The sequence below is a fragment of the Klebsiella sp. KP20-425-1 genome, assembly GCF_025813515.1.
Taxonomy (GTDB): Bacteria; Pseudomonadota; Gammaproteobacteria; order Enterobacterales; family Enterobacteriaceae; genus Klebsiella; species Klebsiella pneumoniae.
The window spans coordinates 3,970,052-3,986,851 of the sequence record NZ_CP109614.1 but is presented as its reverse complement, the minus strand read 5'-3'; the positions used below and the strand labels follow the sequence as shown (position 1 = coordinate 3,986,851).

The window sequence follows — 16,800 nt, the reverse complement described above, 5'->3', positions numbered from 1 at the left end:
TGTTAAATGAATGTTGTGAAAGTATTTCAGTGGAAGCTGGGAGCGACAACGCAGAATTCGGACATGTCGGTTGTTAATCGCACGAACGCTGCGATAATCGCAGGAAATCGATAATGATGTTGCAAAAATGTGAGCGAATATGCAAAACACCATTCATCCACGCGATCTGATCGTCGGTTTACAAAAAGGGCTGGCGCTAATTCAGCTTTTTTCCAAAACCTGCCCAAAGCTCACCGTCGCCCAGACGGCGAAAATGAGCGGCCTGACGCAAAGCGCCGCGCGACGTTTTCTGCTGACGCTCCTGCATGAGCGCTATCTGCAAACCGACGGGCGCTATTACTGGCTTACCCCAAAGACGCTGCGGCTTGGCCAGGCCTATGTCGATTCGGCGCAGTTTCCTCGCATGGTACGGCCGATTGTCGAATACATCGCCAGCCGGACCGAAGAGCACGCCTCGGTGGGGGTGGTGGATGAAGATGAACTGGTCTATATCGCCCGCAGTCGGCATACGCCGTTCAACTCTACGTCGGTGCGGCTTGGGGAGCGGGTGCCCATTTTCTGTACCGCCGGGGGGCGACTGTGGCTGGCTTCGCTGCCGGAAGCAGAGTGTGAGACCGTCCTGCAGCGCATAACCCGGGAACAACGTACCCCCTATACGGTGACCGATATTGCGTCGCTGATGGAGAAAATCGCCCAGGTACGGCGCCAGGGATACGCCACCATTGAGCAGGAGTTTGAGATTGGCATGCTGGTGCTGGCGGTGCCGTTAACCGACAGGGAAGGGACCTGGTGGGGGGCGCTGAGTCTGACCAGTCATCAATCGCGCACTTCGCTGGAAGCGTTATGCCGCGATCACCTCGATCTGCTCTACAGCGCGCAGGCGATGCTGGTGGGTTAAACAGGGCAGCCAGTGGCGCTGCCCTAAGATAGACGTCGCTTAGGCCGACGCTTTGGTCAGAAAGGTGTTCCAGTCGCTGGCCGCGTTATTCACGAAAGTATTCCAGCTGTTGCCGGCGGTGTTAACAAAGCTTCCCCAGTTTTCCTTTCCGGCGGTCACAAAGGTTTCCCAGTTTGACTGTCCGGTCAGGAAGGAACCAAACGCCATCGCGCTGTCGCCGACGAAGGAGGCAAATGCGGTGCCGGAGGTCAGAACAAAAGAGGTGAAGCCGACGCCAGAGTTGGCGACAAAGCTGGCGAAGCCGCTGGCTGCGCCGAACAGATTAAAGCCACCGGAGATATACTCCATTTCGTTCAGTGTTAACTCTTTCATTGCAATTCCTTGTAGTGATTATTTCCCAAAGGGGCAAGAGCCCCGGCGAAAGGTAGCATCGCAGGACCGTGCGGCGCGAGTGATGCCCGATGCGTACTGGCTCAATTTTTCCTCATTTTTTGATATGAAAGATAGCGGGAAAGCGACGGGGGAGGGGAGGGAAGTATGAAATGAGAAAGAAAGCGATGATGAAACAGGAAAGAAAAAGCCCCGTAAATACGGGGCTTTAGATCGTACGGGAGTGCGTAATTATCTCACGTAAGCCAGCAGACTATGTGAATCCGGCACCATAAAGTCAACGGACATCATCACGGACAGCGCGGTGATGGCGACGATAGAAAAGACGAACAGCTTACGCGCCCAGACTTTATCATCGGCCACTTTATAGCCACGCAGCGCCATGCCCAGCCACCAGACGCTGACCGCTGCCGCCACGACCAGGTATTTATACCCGGCGTAGCCGCCCAGCGAGAGCATCAGGGTTGCCACGGCAAAGGCGACGATGTACAGCGTAATATGGTTTTTGGCGACCGAAATGCCTTTCACCACCGGCAGCACCGGAATATTCGCCGCCTGATAATCCTTAAAGCGGAAAATCGCGATGGCGTAGGAGTGAGGCATCTGCCACAGGCTAAAGATAGCCAGCAGGATCGCCGCACCGCTGTCGAAATCACCGGTGACCGCGCAGTAGCCAATCACCGGCGGCGCAGCGCCGGAGAGTGAGCCAATCAGCGTGCCGTAGACGGAGTGGCGTTTCATGTACAGGCTGTAGACGCCGACATAAACCACGAACCCCATCACCCCCAGCCAGCAGGCCAGCGGGTTAGCGCCGAACCACAGCAGCATGAAGCCAGCAATACCCAGCAAGGTGGCGTACACCAGCGAAGCTTCTGGCGAGATCAGCCCTTTGACCAGCACCCGGTTTTTCGTCCGTTCCATCTTACGATCGATGTCCCGGTCGATGTAGTTGTTGAATACACAACCCGAGGCGACCACCAGGGATACTCCAAGGAGCGTCCAGACGAACAGCGGATAGTCGATGTGGCCTTTGGAGGCCAGCAGGAAACCGCCGATCACGGAGATCAGGTTGCCAAAAATAATGCCTGGTTTCGTTACTTGCAGGTATTGCTTAAACATACTCGCCGCTCTTAGTGCATCATCATGTTGTAGTTCAGGTTCCACATAATCCAGATGGAGCCGACAACCACGATCGCAATGATGATTACGGTGAAGATAAATGCGGTCAGGTTCCAACCTTCATCGGACTTGCTGTTCATATGCAGGAAGTACACGAGGTGTACCACGATCTGCACCACAGCGGTCACCAGAATGGTGCCAAGGATAACCGCATGCGAGGCGGAGCCACTCATCACCATGGCGAACGGAATGACCGTCAGGATGATGGACAGGATAAATCCTGTCATGTAGCTCTTCACGCTGCCGTGAGAAGCGCCGCTATGATCGGTAGAATGACTCATTACATCGCCCCCATCAGATAGACAACCGAGAACACGCAGATCCACACGACGTCCAGGAAGTGCCAGAACAGGCTCAGGCACAGGATACGCGTGCGGTTAGTGCTGGTCAGGCCACGACGTGAAACCTGGAACATCAGCACCGCCATCCAGATAAGACCGGAGGTCACGTGCAGACCGTGGGTGCCGACCAGCGCGAAGAACGCGGACAGGAAGCCACTACGATCCGGACCAAAGCCTTCCATGATCAGGTGATGGAATTCATAGATTTCCATCCCGATGAATCCGGCGCCAAACAACCAGGTCAACGCCAGCCAGGAAACCACCTGGCTTTTGTTGTTTTTGTACATGGCGATAGCCGCCATGCCGTAGGTGATGGAGCTGAACAGCAGCAGTGCGGTTTCAACCAGAACGAACGGCAGTTCAAAAATATCTTTGCCCGTCGGTCCGCCGGCCGTGCCGTTCACCAGAACGGCATAGGTAGCAAACAGCGTAGCGAAGATAATGCAGTCGCTCATCAGGTAGATCCAGAAACCGAATACCTTCATCGGTCCTGTATCATGGTGCCCGTGTTCATGCGCGTGGGCAGTATGCGCAAGAGTATCAGTTGCCATTTTTCAGCCCTGCTTTGTTAATCTCATCGAAATGCTGTTTTTCCAGTTTTTCGACTTCTGCAACCGGTACGTAGTAATCCACGTCCTCGTCAAAGCTCTTAATAATCCAGGTCGCTACGATGCCGATGAAGCTGGCGATCGCCATCCACCAGATATGCCAGATCATGGCGAAACCAAATACCGTAGCGAAGGCGGCAATCACGATGCCGGCGCCGCTGTTTTTCGGCATATGAATTTCTTCATAGTGAGCAGGCTGTTTGTACGCTTCACCTTTCTCTTTCATTTCCCAGAAGGCATCACGTTCGTGAACCTGAGGAACGATAGCGAAGTTGTAGAACGGCGGTGGAGAAGAGGTTGCCCACTCCAGCGTACGGCCACCCCACGGGTCACCGGTCAGGTCACGGTTCTGATCGCGGTCGCGAATAGACACGTAGAACTGAATCAGCTGGCACAGAATACCGCAGGCGATCAGCGCCGCACCGCAAGCTGCAATAACCAGCATCGGGTGGAACTGCGGATCGATCTGCTGGCTCAGACGACGGGTCATACCCATGAAGCCCAGCACGTACAGCGGCATAAACGCCACGAAGAAGCCGATGATCCAGAACCAGAAAGCGCGTTTGCCCCAGGTTTCGTTCAGGGTGAAGCCAAAGGCTTTCGGCCACCAGTAGGTCAGACCTGCGAAGCAACCGAACACTACGCCGCCGATGATAACGTTATGGAAGTGCGCAATCAGGAACAGGCTGTTGTGCAGAACGAAGTCCGCGCCCGGTACCGCCAGCAGCACGCCGGTCATCCCACCTACGGAGAAGGTCACGATAAAGCCGATAGTCCACATCATCGCCGAGTTGAAGACGATGCGACCCTGATACATGGTGAACAGCCAGTTGAAGATCTTAACCCCGGTCGGGATCGCGATAATCATGGTAGTAATACCGAAGAAGGCGTTTACGTTCGCGCCAGCACCCATGGTGAAGAAGTGGTGCAGCCAAACGATGAACGACAGAACGGTAATACAGACGGTTGCCCATACCAGAGAGGTGTAACCGAACAGACGCTTACGCGAGAAGGTCGCGGCGATTTCGGAGAAGACCCCGAACACCGGCAGAACCAGGATGTACACTTCCGGGTGACCCCAGGCCCAAATCAGGTTGATGTACATCATCATGTTGCCACCCATATCGTTGGTAAAGAAATGGGTGCCCAGGTAACGATCCAGGGTCAGCAGCGCGATGGTGACGGTCAGAATTGGGAACGAGGCGATAATCAGGATGTTAGCGCACAGAGATGCCCAGGAGAATACTGGCATCTTGAACATGGTCATGCCCGGGGCGCGCATCTTGATAATGGTCACGAAGAAGTTAATACCGGTCAGGGTAGTACCGATACCGGAGAGCTGCAGCGCCCAAATCCAGTAATCAACCCCTACGCCAGGACTGTACTCAATTCCCGACAGCGGCGGATAGGCCAGCCAACCGGTCTGCGCGAACTCACCAACGCCCAGAGACAGGTTAACCAGAATCACGCCCACAACGGTGAACCAGAAGCTCAGGTTGTTGAGGAACGGGAAGGCTACGTCGCGCGCGCCGAGCTGAAGCGGAACCACCAGGTTCATCAGACCGATAACAAACGGCATCGCCACGAAGAAGATCATGATAACGCCGTGGGCGGTAAAGATCTGATCGTAGTGATGAGGCGGCAGGAAGCCGGCTTCCCCGGCCGAAGCCAGCACCTGCTGGCTACGCATCATGATGGCGTCAGCAAAGCCACGCAGCAGCATGACGATTGCCACGATAACGTACATGATACCGAGACGTTTGTGGTCGACAGAAGTCAGCCACTCGTTCCATAGGTAGGACCACTTACCGAAGTAAGTGATGGCTGCCAGAAGCGCCAGTCCCCCAATGATAATCGCAGCCACCGTTACCACGATAATAGGTTCGTGGTAGGGCACTGCATCCAGTGTAAGTTTTCCGAACATCGTTTTCTTCCTCGGCCCCTTAGTGAGCGGTTTCCGCGTGGCTCATGTCCATGCCTTCCATCCCGTCGTGAGCAGCGTGCTCGCCTTCAGGTTTAGACATGTTCATGCTCTCGTGAGACATGAATTTGTTCACAACATCTTTGAACAGATCCGGTTTCACGTTAGAGAAATATTCCACTTTGTTGTATTCGCTAGGCACAGCCACTTTCTCGAACGCGGCCATGGAGTCCATGGAGTTCGGAGACTGTTTGGCTTTTGCAACCCACTGATCGAAAGTCGCCCGATCCGGGGTGGCAATCGCTTTGAACTTCATACCTGAGAAGCCCGGGCCACTGTAGCTAGCGGAGATACCGTCATAAGTACCAGCTTCGTCAGCAATGAGGTGCAGCTGAGTCTGCATACCGGCCATTGCATAAATCTGGCTACCTAAGCGCGGAATAAAGAACGAGTTCATCACCGAGTTAGAGGTCACTTTGAAGTGTACCGGTACGTTCGCCGGGAAGGCGATTTCGTTAACGGTAGCAATACCCTGTTCCGGATAGATAAAGAACCATTTCCAGTCCATCGATACGACTTCGATGGTGATTGGCTTCTCGTCATGGACAAGCGGTTTGCTTGGCTCCAGTGCGTGAGTGGTTTTCCAGGTCAGAACGGCCAGGAACAGGATGATCAGAATAGGTACCGTCCAGACCACAGCTTCCACTTTGTTGGAGTGTGACCAGTTCGGGCTATACTTCGCATCTTTATTGCTCGCGCGATACTTCCAGGCAAATCCTACTGCCATCAAGACGGCGGGAATAACGACAATCATCATCAGGCCGAAGGCCGTCAGAATCAAAGAGCGTTGCTCCAGTCCAATCTGTCCTTTTGGGTCAAGGAGTGCAGAATCACAACCACTGAGTAATACAGTACCTGCGATTAATGACATCCATCCCAAACTTTTATTGTATTTCCTGAGTCTCATTGAACGACCTCAATTCCACGGGATCTGGTGGCGTTTAAAGTGTATGGGCATTTTACGGTAAGGTTGCATTACTGTAAACATGATTGGATCTCTGTCAGTTCTGTGTTAGCGGCTTCTGCTTGGTTTGTCACATATGTAACGTAGTGTTACTTAATCGCTTGCAAAGCCTGATTTTCGCGGGATTGATAACGAAAGGGATAAGAAAAGGAGTGCTTAGCGGCTAATGGGCATAACCACCCACAAATTAGAACAATTGTTTAACATTTAATTATCAAATAAAAGACATTGTGAAAACGAAAAATAAAATCCCCGGAGCTGAATCGGTTAAATTATTTAAAGAATCGAACGAAAACTGTCAATAATTTCCAGAAATCAAAAACGCACAAAACAACAAATAGCGCGGCGGACAATATAAAAGCGTTAATAAGCCGTTATAATTACGTTTCGTAATTACAACGGCTAATAATGATGCTGGATCCTTAAATCAGGCGGGTTTTACGCAGCGCCAGATAGTCAAGCAGGCCGCCGAACAAAATTCCGCCGACGGCGGTGAGCGCGGCAACCTCCAGCAGGCCGGACAGGAAGGAGAACGACGTATAATCCAGCGCGTTGAGGATCAGCAGCGCCAGCCACACCGCGAGCAGCAGGCAGCCCAGTGTCAGGATCCCCAGCGCCAGCGCATAGGCCTGCGGGAACTCGCTACGCGGCATAAAGCTTGCGGTGCGTTGGGTATGCTCAAGCGTTTGCCGACACAGCAGCAATAGGGCAATCCCCGGCACCGCCGCAACGACAGAGAAGAGATAGAAGGTCGACCAGCCGTGAGCCTCGACAAACCAGCCGGCAATCGGCCCAACGTATACGCGACCGACCGCAGAGAGCGCCGAGAGCAGCGCGAACTGGGTGGCGGAGAACGACTTATTACATAGCGTCATCAGCAGCGCGACAAATGCCGCCGTCCCCATTCCCCCGCACAGGTTTTCAAAGAATACCGCGGTCGCCATGGAATAGAGGTGCTTATCGGTAATCGACAGCAGCCAGTAGCCAGCGTTAGAGACCCCCTGCAGCAAACCGAAAATGAGCAGTGCGCGAAACAGCGTCAGCCGCTGCATCAGGACGCCTCCGTACAGGGCGCCGAGAATGGTGGCGAACAGGCCTAAGGTTTTGTTCACCATTCCCACTTCGCCAGCGTCAAATCCCACGCCGCGGATCAGGAAGGTGGTGGTCAGGCTCATGGCAAACGCATCGCCAAGCTTATAAAGGACGATGAGCAGCAGAATCAGCCAGGCGTTGTTGCGGCCGAAAAAATCGCGCAGCGGTTCGGCTACCGCCTGCTCGAGCGATCTGGGGACCGGGATAACGTCGCTCGGTTCGGGCGCCAGCAGCGTGGCGATAATACAGGGTACCAGCAGCGCCGCCATCAGCCAGTACATCCCCTGCCAGCCGAGATAGCGGTCGGCAAGCCACAGGGCCAGTCCACCGGAGACCAGCATCCCCAGGCGATAGCCCAGCACGCTGATCGCGGCGCCGGCGCCACGCTCTTCTGCTGGCAACACGTCGGTTTTCCAGGCGTCGAACACAATATCCTGCGACGCCGAGCAGAAGGCGATCACCACCGCCAGCGCCGCCATCCAGCGTAATTGGGTGACCGGCTCAAGAAAGCCCATCGTCGCGATCGCCAGCAGGAGTAATACCTGGGTGGTCAACAGCCAACCGCGACGACGCCCAAGAAACGGCGGCGTGTAGCGGTCCATCAGCGGGGACCAGAGGAATTTAAAGACATAGGCCTGGCCGACGAGCGAGAAAAAACCGATCGTTTTCAGATCGATATTTTCCACCGTCATCCAGGCCTGCAGGGTACCGGAGGTGAGGGCCAGCGGCAGACCGGAGGCGAAGCCAAGGATCAGCAAAATGGCTGATTTCGGCTGCTGGAAAATGCGTAAGTAATGACTGGACATAGCATAAAGCACGAACCCGGCGGAGGCCGGGTTCGCGATAGCATTAACGCGCGTTTTGCTTGATGAAATCGTGGATGCTGGTGTCCTGCGCCATATCGGCGATGGTATCGGTCAGGACGCTGTTGACGGCATCAGCGATGTTTTTGTTTGAGGCCTGGAAGGCGCCTTCAACGGAGTAGCTGGCGCGGTAGTTTTTGGTCATTTTCGTGCCGTTTGCCGCGGTGGCGATGATGGCGATATCGGCTTTGGTGGCGATGTTATAGCGCACGTTACCCTGAGAGACGTCAGCATAGAGTTTGTTGACGATGATCTGCAGATCGACCGCGCCGTTCGGGCCAATCATGTAGCCGCGAGACGTCATCTGTTTCTCCAGCACTTCCTGCAGCAGGAAGCGCAGATCGCGGGAGGCGGTGAGAGTGACCAGCTGATTATCACGCGTCACTTTCGCCAGCGCCTGGTCCGGACGCTGATCGGCGCCGTTGATGCTGACGGTCACGCCCATCAGGCTTGGATCCTGCTGCGGCAGCGTGATTTTCGGCGATACTTCAATGGTGGTCGGCGGCGTGGCGCATCCTGCCAGCATAAACATGGCGACCAACGGGAAAAGAATCTTCTTAAGCATGTTCAGGTCTCAACGCATGGTGTTGTTATAAGGAAAATTACCGCCATCATAGCATTGCCAACGGCAAGGGGAAGTGGCAACGCGTGTAAATCCATCGTGCTGGCGGTTTTCTGAGCGTCCCGCCACGGTTAATGGCTCGTTCCCCGACGGATCTGGCGACCAGAGCCAGTAAACGTGATACTTTTGAATGAAAATATCAGAACAATGCTAATTTTTTGTTGTTTTCTCCTAATGGAAGCGGTAAAAGCGGCTAACATTTAAATGGAGTGGCGGCATCTCAGCGTTGTCGGAGGAGAAAATTCATGATGATACGTGAACAGATCGAAGCAAAACTTAGAGCAGCGTTCGACCCGATGTATCTCGAAGTCGTGGATGAAAGTTATCGTCACAACGTCCCTGCGGGCTCTGAAAGTCATTTTAAAGTGGTGTTAGTGAGCGATCGCTTCACTGGCGAGCGTTTCCTCAATCGCCACCGTATGATCTACGGCACGCTAACCGAGGAGCTGTCGAATACGGTGCATGCCCTGGCGCTGCACACCTACACGATTAAAGAATGGGAAGCATTACAGGATACGGTATTTGCTTCGCCGCCGTGCCGCGGCGCAGGGAGTATCGCTTAGAAATCCCATTTGCAACCGCTGGCGCTTTTCCAGTATGTTGCTTGCAGATTTAGCAAAAACGGCCTACGGGCCGTTTTGTTTTGCCTGGAAAATGCGCAAAGTCAGCGCTTTTGCGGGCAAATTTGAGCGGGAAATGTGAAAAATGCCGCAGCATCAGGCGACAACCGTTCTCGACTCACAAAAGTGATGCCGCTATAATGCCGCGTCTTATATATGAATGTCTTCGGGATGATTCTGACGACAGGGAATGTGTTTCTGATTTGAAGAGGGCATCCCGGTTCTGCGAAGCCACCTACACGCGCTTCCAGAGTTGACCGAGCACTGTGATTTTTTTGAGGTAACAAGATGCAAGTTTCAGTTGAAACCACTCAGGGCCTTGGGCGCCGTGTAACGATTACTATCGCCGCTGACAGCATCGAGAATGCTGTCAAAAGCGAGCTGGTCAACGTAGCGAAAAAAGTTCGCATTGACGGCTTCCGTAAAGGCAAAGTGCCGATGAATATTGTTGCTCAGCGCTATGGCGCTTCCGTTCGCCAGGACGTGCTGGGCGACCTGATGAGCCGTCATTTCGTTGACGCGATCATCAAAGAAAAAATCAATCCGGCCGGCGCGCCGAACTACGTTCCGGGCGAATACAAACTGGGCGAAGACTTCACCTACGCGGTAGAGTTCGAAGTGTATCCGGAAGTTGAACTGCAGGGTCTGGACGCGATCGAAGTTGAAAAACCGGTTGTTGAAGTCACCGACGCTGACGTTGATACCATGCTGGAAACTCTGCGCAAGCAGCAGGCGACCTGGAAAGAAAAAGAAGGCGCGGTTGACGCTGAAGATCGCGTAACCATCGACTTCACCGGTTCTGTTGACGGCGAAGAGTTCGAAGGCGGCAAAGCCTCTGACTTCGTACTGGCGATGGGCCAGGGTCGCATGATCCCGGGCTTCGAAGACGGTATCAAAGGCCACAAAGCGGGTGAAGAGTTCACCATCGACGTGACCTTCCCGGAAGAGTACCACGCAGAAAACCTGAAAGGTAAAGCGGCTAAGTTCGTTATCAACCTGAAGAAAGTCGAAGAGCGTGAACTGCCTGAGCTGACCGAAGAGTTCATCAAACGTTTCGGCGTGGAAGATGGTTCCGTCGCTGGCCTGCGCGCTGAAGTGCGTAAAAATATGGAACGCGAGCTGAAAGGCGCTGTGCGTAACCGCGTGAAGTCTCAGGCTATCGAAGGTCTGGTTAAAGCCAACGAGATCGACGTTCCGGCTGCCCTGATCGACAGCGAAATCGACGTGCTGCGTCGTCAGGCTGCTCAGCGTTTCGGCGGCAACGAGAAACAGGCTCTGGAACTGCCGCGCGAGCTGTTCGAAGAGCAGGCTAAACGTCGCGTCGTTGTTGGTCTGCTGCTGGGCGAAGTGATCCGCACCAACGAGCTGAAAGCTGACGAAGAGCGCGTAAAAGCCCTGATCGAAGAGATGGCTTCTGCGTACGAAGATCCGTCTGAAGTCGTTGAGTTCTACAGCAAGAACAAAGAGCTGATGGACAACATGCGCAACGTGGCGCTGGAAGAGCAGGCTGTTGAAGCCGTGCTGGCGAAAGCCAAAGTGTCTGAAAAAGCCACTTCCTTCAACGAACTGATGAACCAGCAGGCGTAATTTCGCCGCTATCGTTTAAGGTTCGAGCAAAAACCCGTTGCCGAAAGGCGGCGGGTTTTTTTTTAAGATAATGATAGCCACAGGCACGGTGCGAAAACGCATTAACCATGATAGCGTTACAGCAAAAGCTTGTTATGCTTGAAATATGGCAACACCATCCCCATTACCGGGGGAGGCAACTGCATCCGCAATCGCACGCGTATTGAAGAGGCGGTGACGCATTCAGCGGATAGAAACTGTGGCTGATAATCCGTCCGTAAGGTTACAATCAGTGCAGCAGGTATTTTAAAATTACTCCAGGAGACGGAAATGTCATACAGTGGCGAACGAGATAACTTTGCACCCCATATGGCCCTGGTGCCGATGGTCATTGAACAGACCTCACGCGGTGAACGTTCTTTTGATATCTACTCCCGTCTGCTTAAGGAACGCGTCATTTTTCTGACCGGCCAGGTCGAAGACCACATGGCAAACCTGATCGTGGCGCAGATGCTGTTTCTGGAAGCGGAAAACCCGGAAAAAGACATTTACCTGTACATTAACTCTCCGGGCGGGGTAATCACCGCCGGGATGTCGATTTATGACACCATGCAGTTCATCAAGCCGGATGTCAGCACCATCTGTATGGGGCAGGCCGCTTCTATGGGCGCGTTCCTGCTGACCGCCGGGGCGAAAGGCAAGCGCTTCTGCCTGCCGAACTCCCGCGTGATGATCCACCAGCCGCTGGGCGGCTATCAGGGACAGGCGACGGATATTGAGATCCACGCCCGTGAAATCCTGAAGGTGAAAGGACGCATGAATGAGCTGATGGCGCATCATACCGGCCAGTCTCTTGAGCAGATTGAGCGTGACACCGAGCGTGACCGCTTCCTGTCTGCTGCGGAAGCCGTGGAGTACGGGCTGGTCGACTCTATTTTGACCCATCGTAATTGATGCCCAAGGCGCAAGGGTGCCGCTTTACGCTTCATCCTTCTCGCCACGTCTGTGCGAGCGGTTGGCTTTTATTCGGCCGCTTGTCTGGCAGGCTTGCGGCCGGTGGCTTCGCTACCGGCTCGATGTAGCGCGAAGGATTTTGTGTATATACTAATGAAGGGCGGCACAACGCTATATGGCGGCTTGCGCCTGAGAATGGCATTTGCGTCGTCGTGTGCGGCACAAAGAACTTAAAAAGAGGTTTGGACTCATGACAGATAAACGCAAAGATGGATCGGGCAAATTGTTGTATTGCTCTTTTTGCGGCAAAAGCCAGCATGAAGTGCGTAAGCTGATCGCCGGGCCATCCGTGTATATCTGCGACGAATGCGTTGATTTATGTAACGACATCATTCGCGAAGAGATTAAAGAAGTGGCGCCGCACCGCGAGCGCAGCGCGCTGCCGACGCCGCACGAGATTCGCCACCACCTTGATGACTACGTCATCGGTCAGGAACAGGCGAAGAAGGTGTTGGCGGTCGCGGTATACAACCACTACAAGCGTCTGCGCAATGGCGATACCAGCAATGGCGTAGAGCTGGGTAAAAGCAACATCCTGCTGATCGGGCCGACCGGTTCCGGTAAAACGCTGCTGGCGGAAACGCTGGCGCGCCTGCTGGATGTGCCGTTTACCATGGCGGACGCCACTACCCTGACCGAAGCGGGTTATGTGGGTGAGGACGTCGAAAATATCATTCAGAAACTGCTGCAGAAGTGCGATTACGACGTGCAGAAAGCGCAGCGCGGCATCGTTTATATCGACGAAATCGACAAAATTTCGCGTAAATCCGATAACCCGTCGATTACGCGCGACGTCTCAGGCGAAGGCGTGCAGCAGGCGCTGCTGAAGCTTATCGAAGGGACCGTTGCCGCCGTTCCGCCGCAGGGCGGGCGTAAACATCCGCAGCAGGAGTTCCTGCAGGTTGATACCTCCAAGATCCTGTTTATCTGCGGCGGCGCGTTCGCTGGCCTGGACAAAGTGATTTCCCACCGTGTGGAAACCGGCTCCGGCATTGGTTTTGGCGCGACGGTAAAAGCGAAGTCCGACAAAGCGAGCGAAGGGGAACTGCTGGCTCAGGTCGAGCCGGAAGATCTGATCAAGTTTGGTCTGATCCCGGAGTTCATCGGCCGTCTGCCGGTAGTGGCGACCCTGAACGAGCTGAGCGAAGAAGCCCTGATCCAGATCCTGAAAGAGCCGAAAAACGCCCTGACCAAGCAGTATCAGGCGCTGTTTAGCCTTGAAGGCGCAGAGCTCGAATTCCGCGACGAAGCGCTGGACGCTATCGCCAAGAAAGCGATGGCGCGTAAAACCGGCGCCCGTGGCCTGCGCTCAATTGTGGAAGCGGCGCTGCTGGATACCATGTATGACCTGCCTTCGATGGAAGATGTCGAAAAAGTGGTCATTGATGAGTCGGTTATCGCCGGTCAGAGCAAACCGCTGCTGATCTACGGCAAACCGGAAGCTCAGCAGGCATCTGGTGAATAATTAACCATTTCACTCAAGCAGTTAACAAAAAGGGGGGATTTTATCTCCCCTTTTATTTTTCCTGCATTCCCGCCGTTGAATGTGTGGAATACATCCCCATATACTGGATTACATATTAACGACGATGCAGTGGAGTGTGGCGTCGTCGGCTACCTGGCGGACTTTAAACTAAGAGAGAGCTCTATGAATCCTGAGCGTTCTGAACGCATTGAAATCCCCGTATTGCCATTGCGCGATGTGGTGGTTTATCCGCACATGGTCATACCCCTGTTCGTAGGGCGGGAAAAATCTATCCGTTGCCTCGAAGCGGCCATGGACCATGATAAAAAAATCATGCTGGTTGCGCAGAAAGAAGCGTCGACGGATGAGCCGGGTGTAAACGATCTTTTCACCGTTGGAACCGTGGCGTCTATTTTGCAGATGCTGAAGCTGCCGGACGGCACCGTGAAGGTGCTGGTCGAAGGGCTGCAGCGTGCTCGCATTTCTGCGCTGTCTGATAATGGCGAGCATTTCTCGGCGAAAGCGGAGTATCTCGACTCGCCGGCGATTGACGAACGCGAGCAGGAAGTGCTGGTTCGCACCGCTATCAGCCAGTTTGAAGGCTATATCAAGCTGAACAAGAAGATCCCACCGGAAGTGCTGACGTCGCTGAACAGCATCGACGATCCGGCGCGCCTGGCGGATACCATCGCGGCGCACATGCCGCTGAAGCTGGCTGACAAGCAGTCTGTACTTGAGATGTCCGACGTTAACGAACGTCTGGAATATCTGATGGCGATGATGGAATCGGAAATCGATCTGCTGCAGGTTGAGAAGCGCATTCGCAACCGCGTCAAAAAGCAGATGGAGAAATCTCAGCGCGAGTACTATCTGAACGAGCAAATGAAAGCGATTCAGAAAGAACTCGGCGAGATGGACGACGCCCCGGACGAAAACGAAGCGCTGAAGCGTAAGATCGACGCGGCGAAAATGCCGAAAGAGGCGAAAGAAAAAACCGAAGCGGAACTGCAGAAGCTGAAGATGATGTCGCCGATGTCTGCGGAAGCGACCGTCGTGCGTGGCTACATCGACTGGATGGTGCAGGTGCCGTGGAATGCGCGCAGTAAGGTCAAAAAAGACCTGCGTCAGGCCCAGGAGATCCTCGATACCGATCACTATGGCCTGGAGCGCGTGAAGGATCGCATCCTTGAATATCTCGCGGTGCAGAGCCGGGTGAACAAAATCAAGGGGCCAATCCTTTGTCTGGTGGGACCGCCGGGGGTAGGTAAAACCTCTCTGGGTCAATCCATCGCCAAAGCGACCGGACGGAAATACGTTCGTATGGCGCTTGGCGGCGTGCGCGATGAAGCGGAAATCCGCGGTCATCGTCGGACCTACATTGGCTCGATGCCGGGCAAACTGATCCAGAAAATGGCGAAAGTGGGTGTCAAAAACCCGCTGTTCCTGTTGGACGAGATCGACAAAATGTCTTCCGACATGCGCGGCGACCCGGCTTCCGCGTTGCTTGAGGTGCTGGATCCGGAACAGAACGTGGCCTTTAACGACCACTACCTGGAAGTGGATTACGATCTCAGCGACGTGATGTTCGTGGCGACTTCCAACTCCATGAACATTCCGGCGCCTCTGCTGGACCGTATGGAAGTGATTCGTCTCTCCGGCTATACCGAAGATGAAAAACTGAACATCGCCAAACGTCATCTGCTGCCGAAGCAGATCGAACGTAATGCGCTGAAGAAAGGCGAGCTGACCGTCGACGATAGCGCCATTATCGGCATTATTCGTTACTACACGCGGGAAGCGGGGGTACGTAGCCTGGAGCGTGAAATCTCCAAGCTGTGCCGCAAGGCCGTTAAGCAACTGCTGCTGGATAAATCGCTGAAACACATCGAAATTAACGGTGAGAATCTGCATGATTATCTCGGCGTACAGCGCTTCGACTATGGCCGCGCCGATAGTGAGAACCGCGTCGGTCAGGTGACCGGTCTGGCGTGGACGGAAGTGGGCGGCGATCTGCTGACCATCGAAACCGCCTGCGTGCCGGGCAAAGGCAAGCTGACTTACACCGGCTCGCTGGGCGAGGTGATGCAGGAGTCGATTCAGGCTGCGCTGACGGTGGTACGTTCGCGGGCTGACAAGCTGGGCATTAACGCCGACTTCTACGAGAAGCGTGACATTCACGTGCACGTGCCGGAAGGGGCGACGCCTAAGGATGGTCCGAGCGCGGGTATTGCCATGTGCACGGCGCTGGTCTCCTGCCTGACCGGTAACCCGGTACGCGCTGATGTGGCGATGACCGGTGAAATCACTCTGCGTGGTCAGGTGCTGCCGATCGGCGGTCTGAAGGAAAAACTGCTGGCGGCGCATCGCGGCGGCATTAAGACTGTTCTGATTCCTGATGAGAACAAACGCGACCTTGAAGAAATTCCGGATAACGTTATCGCCGATTTGGATATCCATCCGGTGAAACGAATCGAGGAAGTTCTGACACTTGCGCTGCAGAACGAACCGTTCGGCATGCAGGTTGTGACCGCGAAATAGTGATTCTGCGCAAATTGCGCTAATAAAAATAGGGCTGGTAAGTCATTTCGGACTTGCCAGCCTTTTTTTGTGTAGCTAACTTAGATCGCTGGCAGGGGGGTCATCGACAACTGCTGTTGTAAGGGCATGACAGTCCTGATATAACTGCTGCGCGGTCGCACTATGAAGGACTCAGGTGCGATATAAATTATAAAGAGAGGAAGAGAACAGTGAATAAATCTCAACTGATTGACAAAATTGCTGCGGGTGCGGACATTTCTAAAGCTGCAGCTGGACGTGCGTTAGATGCTTTAATCGCTTCTGTTACTGAATCTCTGCAGGCTGGGGATGACGTTGCGCTGGTAGGTTTTGGTACCTTTGCTGTTAAAGAACGTGCCGCCCGTACTGGTCGCAACCCGCAAACAGGTAAAGAAATTACTATCGCTGCCGCAAAAGTGCCGGGCTTCCGTGCTGGTAAAGCGCTGAAAGACGCGGTGAACTGATCGGCTTTCCCGTCAGGGAATGTGACGAAGTACAAGGGCGCATCGTGAGATGTGCCTTTTTTATTGCCTTTTCAGACCACTTTATGTGTGTTTATCGCCACTTGTGGGCTGACAATCACCCTGTTTTCTTGTCAAAATACGTCCTCACGCGCGGCGGCCATCACGTGCTATGCTGCG

At 54.1% G+C, this 16,800-nt stretch carries 15 protein-coding genes; 7 read left to right on the top strand and 8 right to left on the bottom strand.

Annotated elements, in window-relative coordinates:
- Nucleotides 1-139: 139 nt before the first annotated feature.
- Nucleotides 140-898 (top strand): IclR family transcriptional regulator domain-containing protein, encoded by a 759-nt coding sequence (locus OHJ17_RS19580; RefSeq protein WP_002891624.1) that lies wholly within the window; start codon nucleotides 140-142, stop codon nucleotides 896-898.
- 39 nt (nucleotides 899-937) lie between these two features.
- Here OHJ17_RS19580 and OHJ17_RS19575 read toward each other — a convergent pair whose 3' ends face one another.
- The 8 genes from OHJ17_RS19575 to OHJ17_RS19540 all read right to left on the bottom strand — a co-directional run bounded on the left by OHJ17_RS19575 (nucleotide 938) and on the right by OHJ17_RS19540 (nucleotide 8,881).
- Entirely contained in the window at nucleotides 938-1,270 is a 333-nt protein-coding gene (locus OHJ17_RS19575) for a hypothetical protein (RefSeq protein ID WP_004178748.1), read from the bottom strand.
- A 249-nt stretch (nucleotides 1,271-1,519) separates the two neighbouring features.
- On the bottom strand, nucleotides 1,520-2,407 hold the full coding sequence (cyoE, locus tag OHJ17_RS19570) for a heme o synthase (RefSeq protein WP_002891629.1): 888 nt from the start codon (nucleotides 2,405-2,407) through the stop codon (nucleotides 1,520-1,522).
- Nucleotides 2,408-2,418: 11 nt separating this feature from the next.
- A complete protein-coding gene (locus tag OHJ17_RS19565) occupies nucleotides 2,419-2,748 on the bottom strand; it encodes a cytochrome o ubiquinol oxidase subunit IV (protein WP_002891634.1) in 330 nt (109 codons plus the stop codon).
- A complete protein-coding gene (locus OHJ17_RS19560; RefSeq protein WP_002891635.1) occupies nucleotides 2,748-3,359 on the bottom strand; it encodes a cytochrome o ubiquinol oxidase subunit III in 612 nt (203 codons plus the stop codon). Before OHJ17_RS19560 ends, OHJ17_RS19565 begins: the two co-directional genes overlap by 1 nt.
- On the bottom strand, nucleotides 3,349-5,340 hold the full coding sequence (gene cyoB, locus OHJ17_RS19555) for a cytochrome o ubiquinol oxidase subunit I (RefSeq protein ID WP_002891638.1): 1,992 nt from the start codon (nucleotides 5,338-5,340) through the stop codon (nucleotides 3,349-3,351). The genes OHJ17_RS19560 and cyoB overlap by 11 nt, the downstream gene beginning before the upstream one ends.
- Nucleotides 5,341-5,359: 19 nt before the next feature.
- Nucleotides 5,360-6,304, bottom strand: a complete 945-nt coding sequence (gene cyoA, locus OHJ17_RS19550; RefSeq protein WP_002891641.1) for a cytochrome o ubiquinol oxidase subunit II — start codon at nucleotides 6,302-6,304, stop codon at nucleotides 5,360-5,362.
- 479 nt (nucleotides 6,305-6,783) lie between these two features.
- Entirely contained in the window at nucleotides 6,784-8,259 is a 1,476-nt protein-coding gene (ampG, locus tag OHJ17_RS19545; RefSeq protein WP_004144673.1) for a muropeptide MFS transporter AmpG, read from the bottom strand.
- Nucleotides 8,260-8,302: 43 nt separating this feature from the next.
- Nucleotides 8,303-8,881, bottom strand: a complete 579-nt coding sequence (locus OHJ17_RS19540; protein WP_002891647.1) for a lipoprotein — start codon at nucleotides 8,879-8,881, stop codon at nucleotides 8,303-8,305.
- A gap of 302 nt (nucleotides 8,882-9,183) precedes the next feature.
- Between OHJ17_RS19540 and bolA the strand changes: the two genes are divergently transcribed.
- From bolA to hupB, 6 genes are all read left to right on the top strand, one after another.
- Nucleotides 9,184-9,501, top strand: a complete 318-nt coding sequence (gene bolA, locus OHJ17_RS19535; protein WP_002891649.1) for a transcriptional regulator BolA — start codon at nucleotides 9,184-9,186, stop codon at nucleotides 9,499-9,501.
- 345 nt (nucleotides 9,502-9,846) lie between these two features.
- Nucleotides 9,847-11,145: a trigger factor gene (gene tig, locus OHJ17_RS19530; RefSeq protein WP_004147333.1), complete on the top strand. Its 1,299-nt coding sequence runs from the start codon at nucleotides 9,847-9,849 to the stop codon at nucleotides 11,143-11,145.
- Between the two features lie 309 nt (nucleotides 11,146-11,454).
- Nucleotides 11,455-12,078: an ATP-dependent Clp endopeptidase proteolytic subunit ClpP gene (gene clpP, locus OHJ17_RS19525; RefSeq protein WP_002891804.1), complete on the top strand. Its 624-nt coding sequence runs from the start codon at nucleotides 11,455-11,457 to the stop codon at nucleotides 12,076-12,078.
- 250 nt (nucleotides 12,079-12,328) lie between these two features.
- Nucleotides 12,329-13,603 carry an ATP-dependent protease ATP-binding subunit ClpX gene (clpX, locus tag OHJ17_RS19520; RefSeq protein WP_002891807.1) on the top strand — a complete coding sequence of 425 codons (1,275 nt, stop codon included), beginning with the start codon at nucleotides 12,329-12,331 and terminating at the stop codon, nucleotides 13,601-13,603.
- Between the two features lie 183 nt (nucleotides 13,604-13,786).
- Complete coding sequence (lon, locus tag OHJ17_RS19515) at nucleotides 13,787-16,141, top strand: endopeptidase La (RefSeq protein ID WP_004151336.1); 2,355 nt, start codon at nucleotides 13,787-13,789, stop codon at nucleotides 16,139-16,141.
- 209 nt (nucleotides 16,142-16,350) lie between these two features.
- Nucleotides 16,351-16,623: a nucleoid-associated protein HU-beta gene (hupB, locus tag OHJ17_RS19510; RefSeq protein ID WP_002444653.1), complete on the top strand. Its 273-nt coding sequence runs from the start codon at nucleotides 16,351-16,353 to the stop codon at nucleotides 16,621-16,623.
- Nucleotides 16,624-16,800 lie beyond the last annotated feature (177 nt).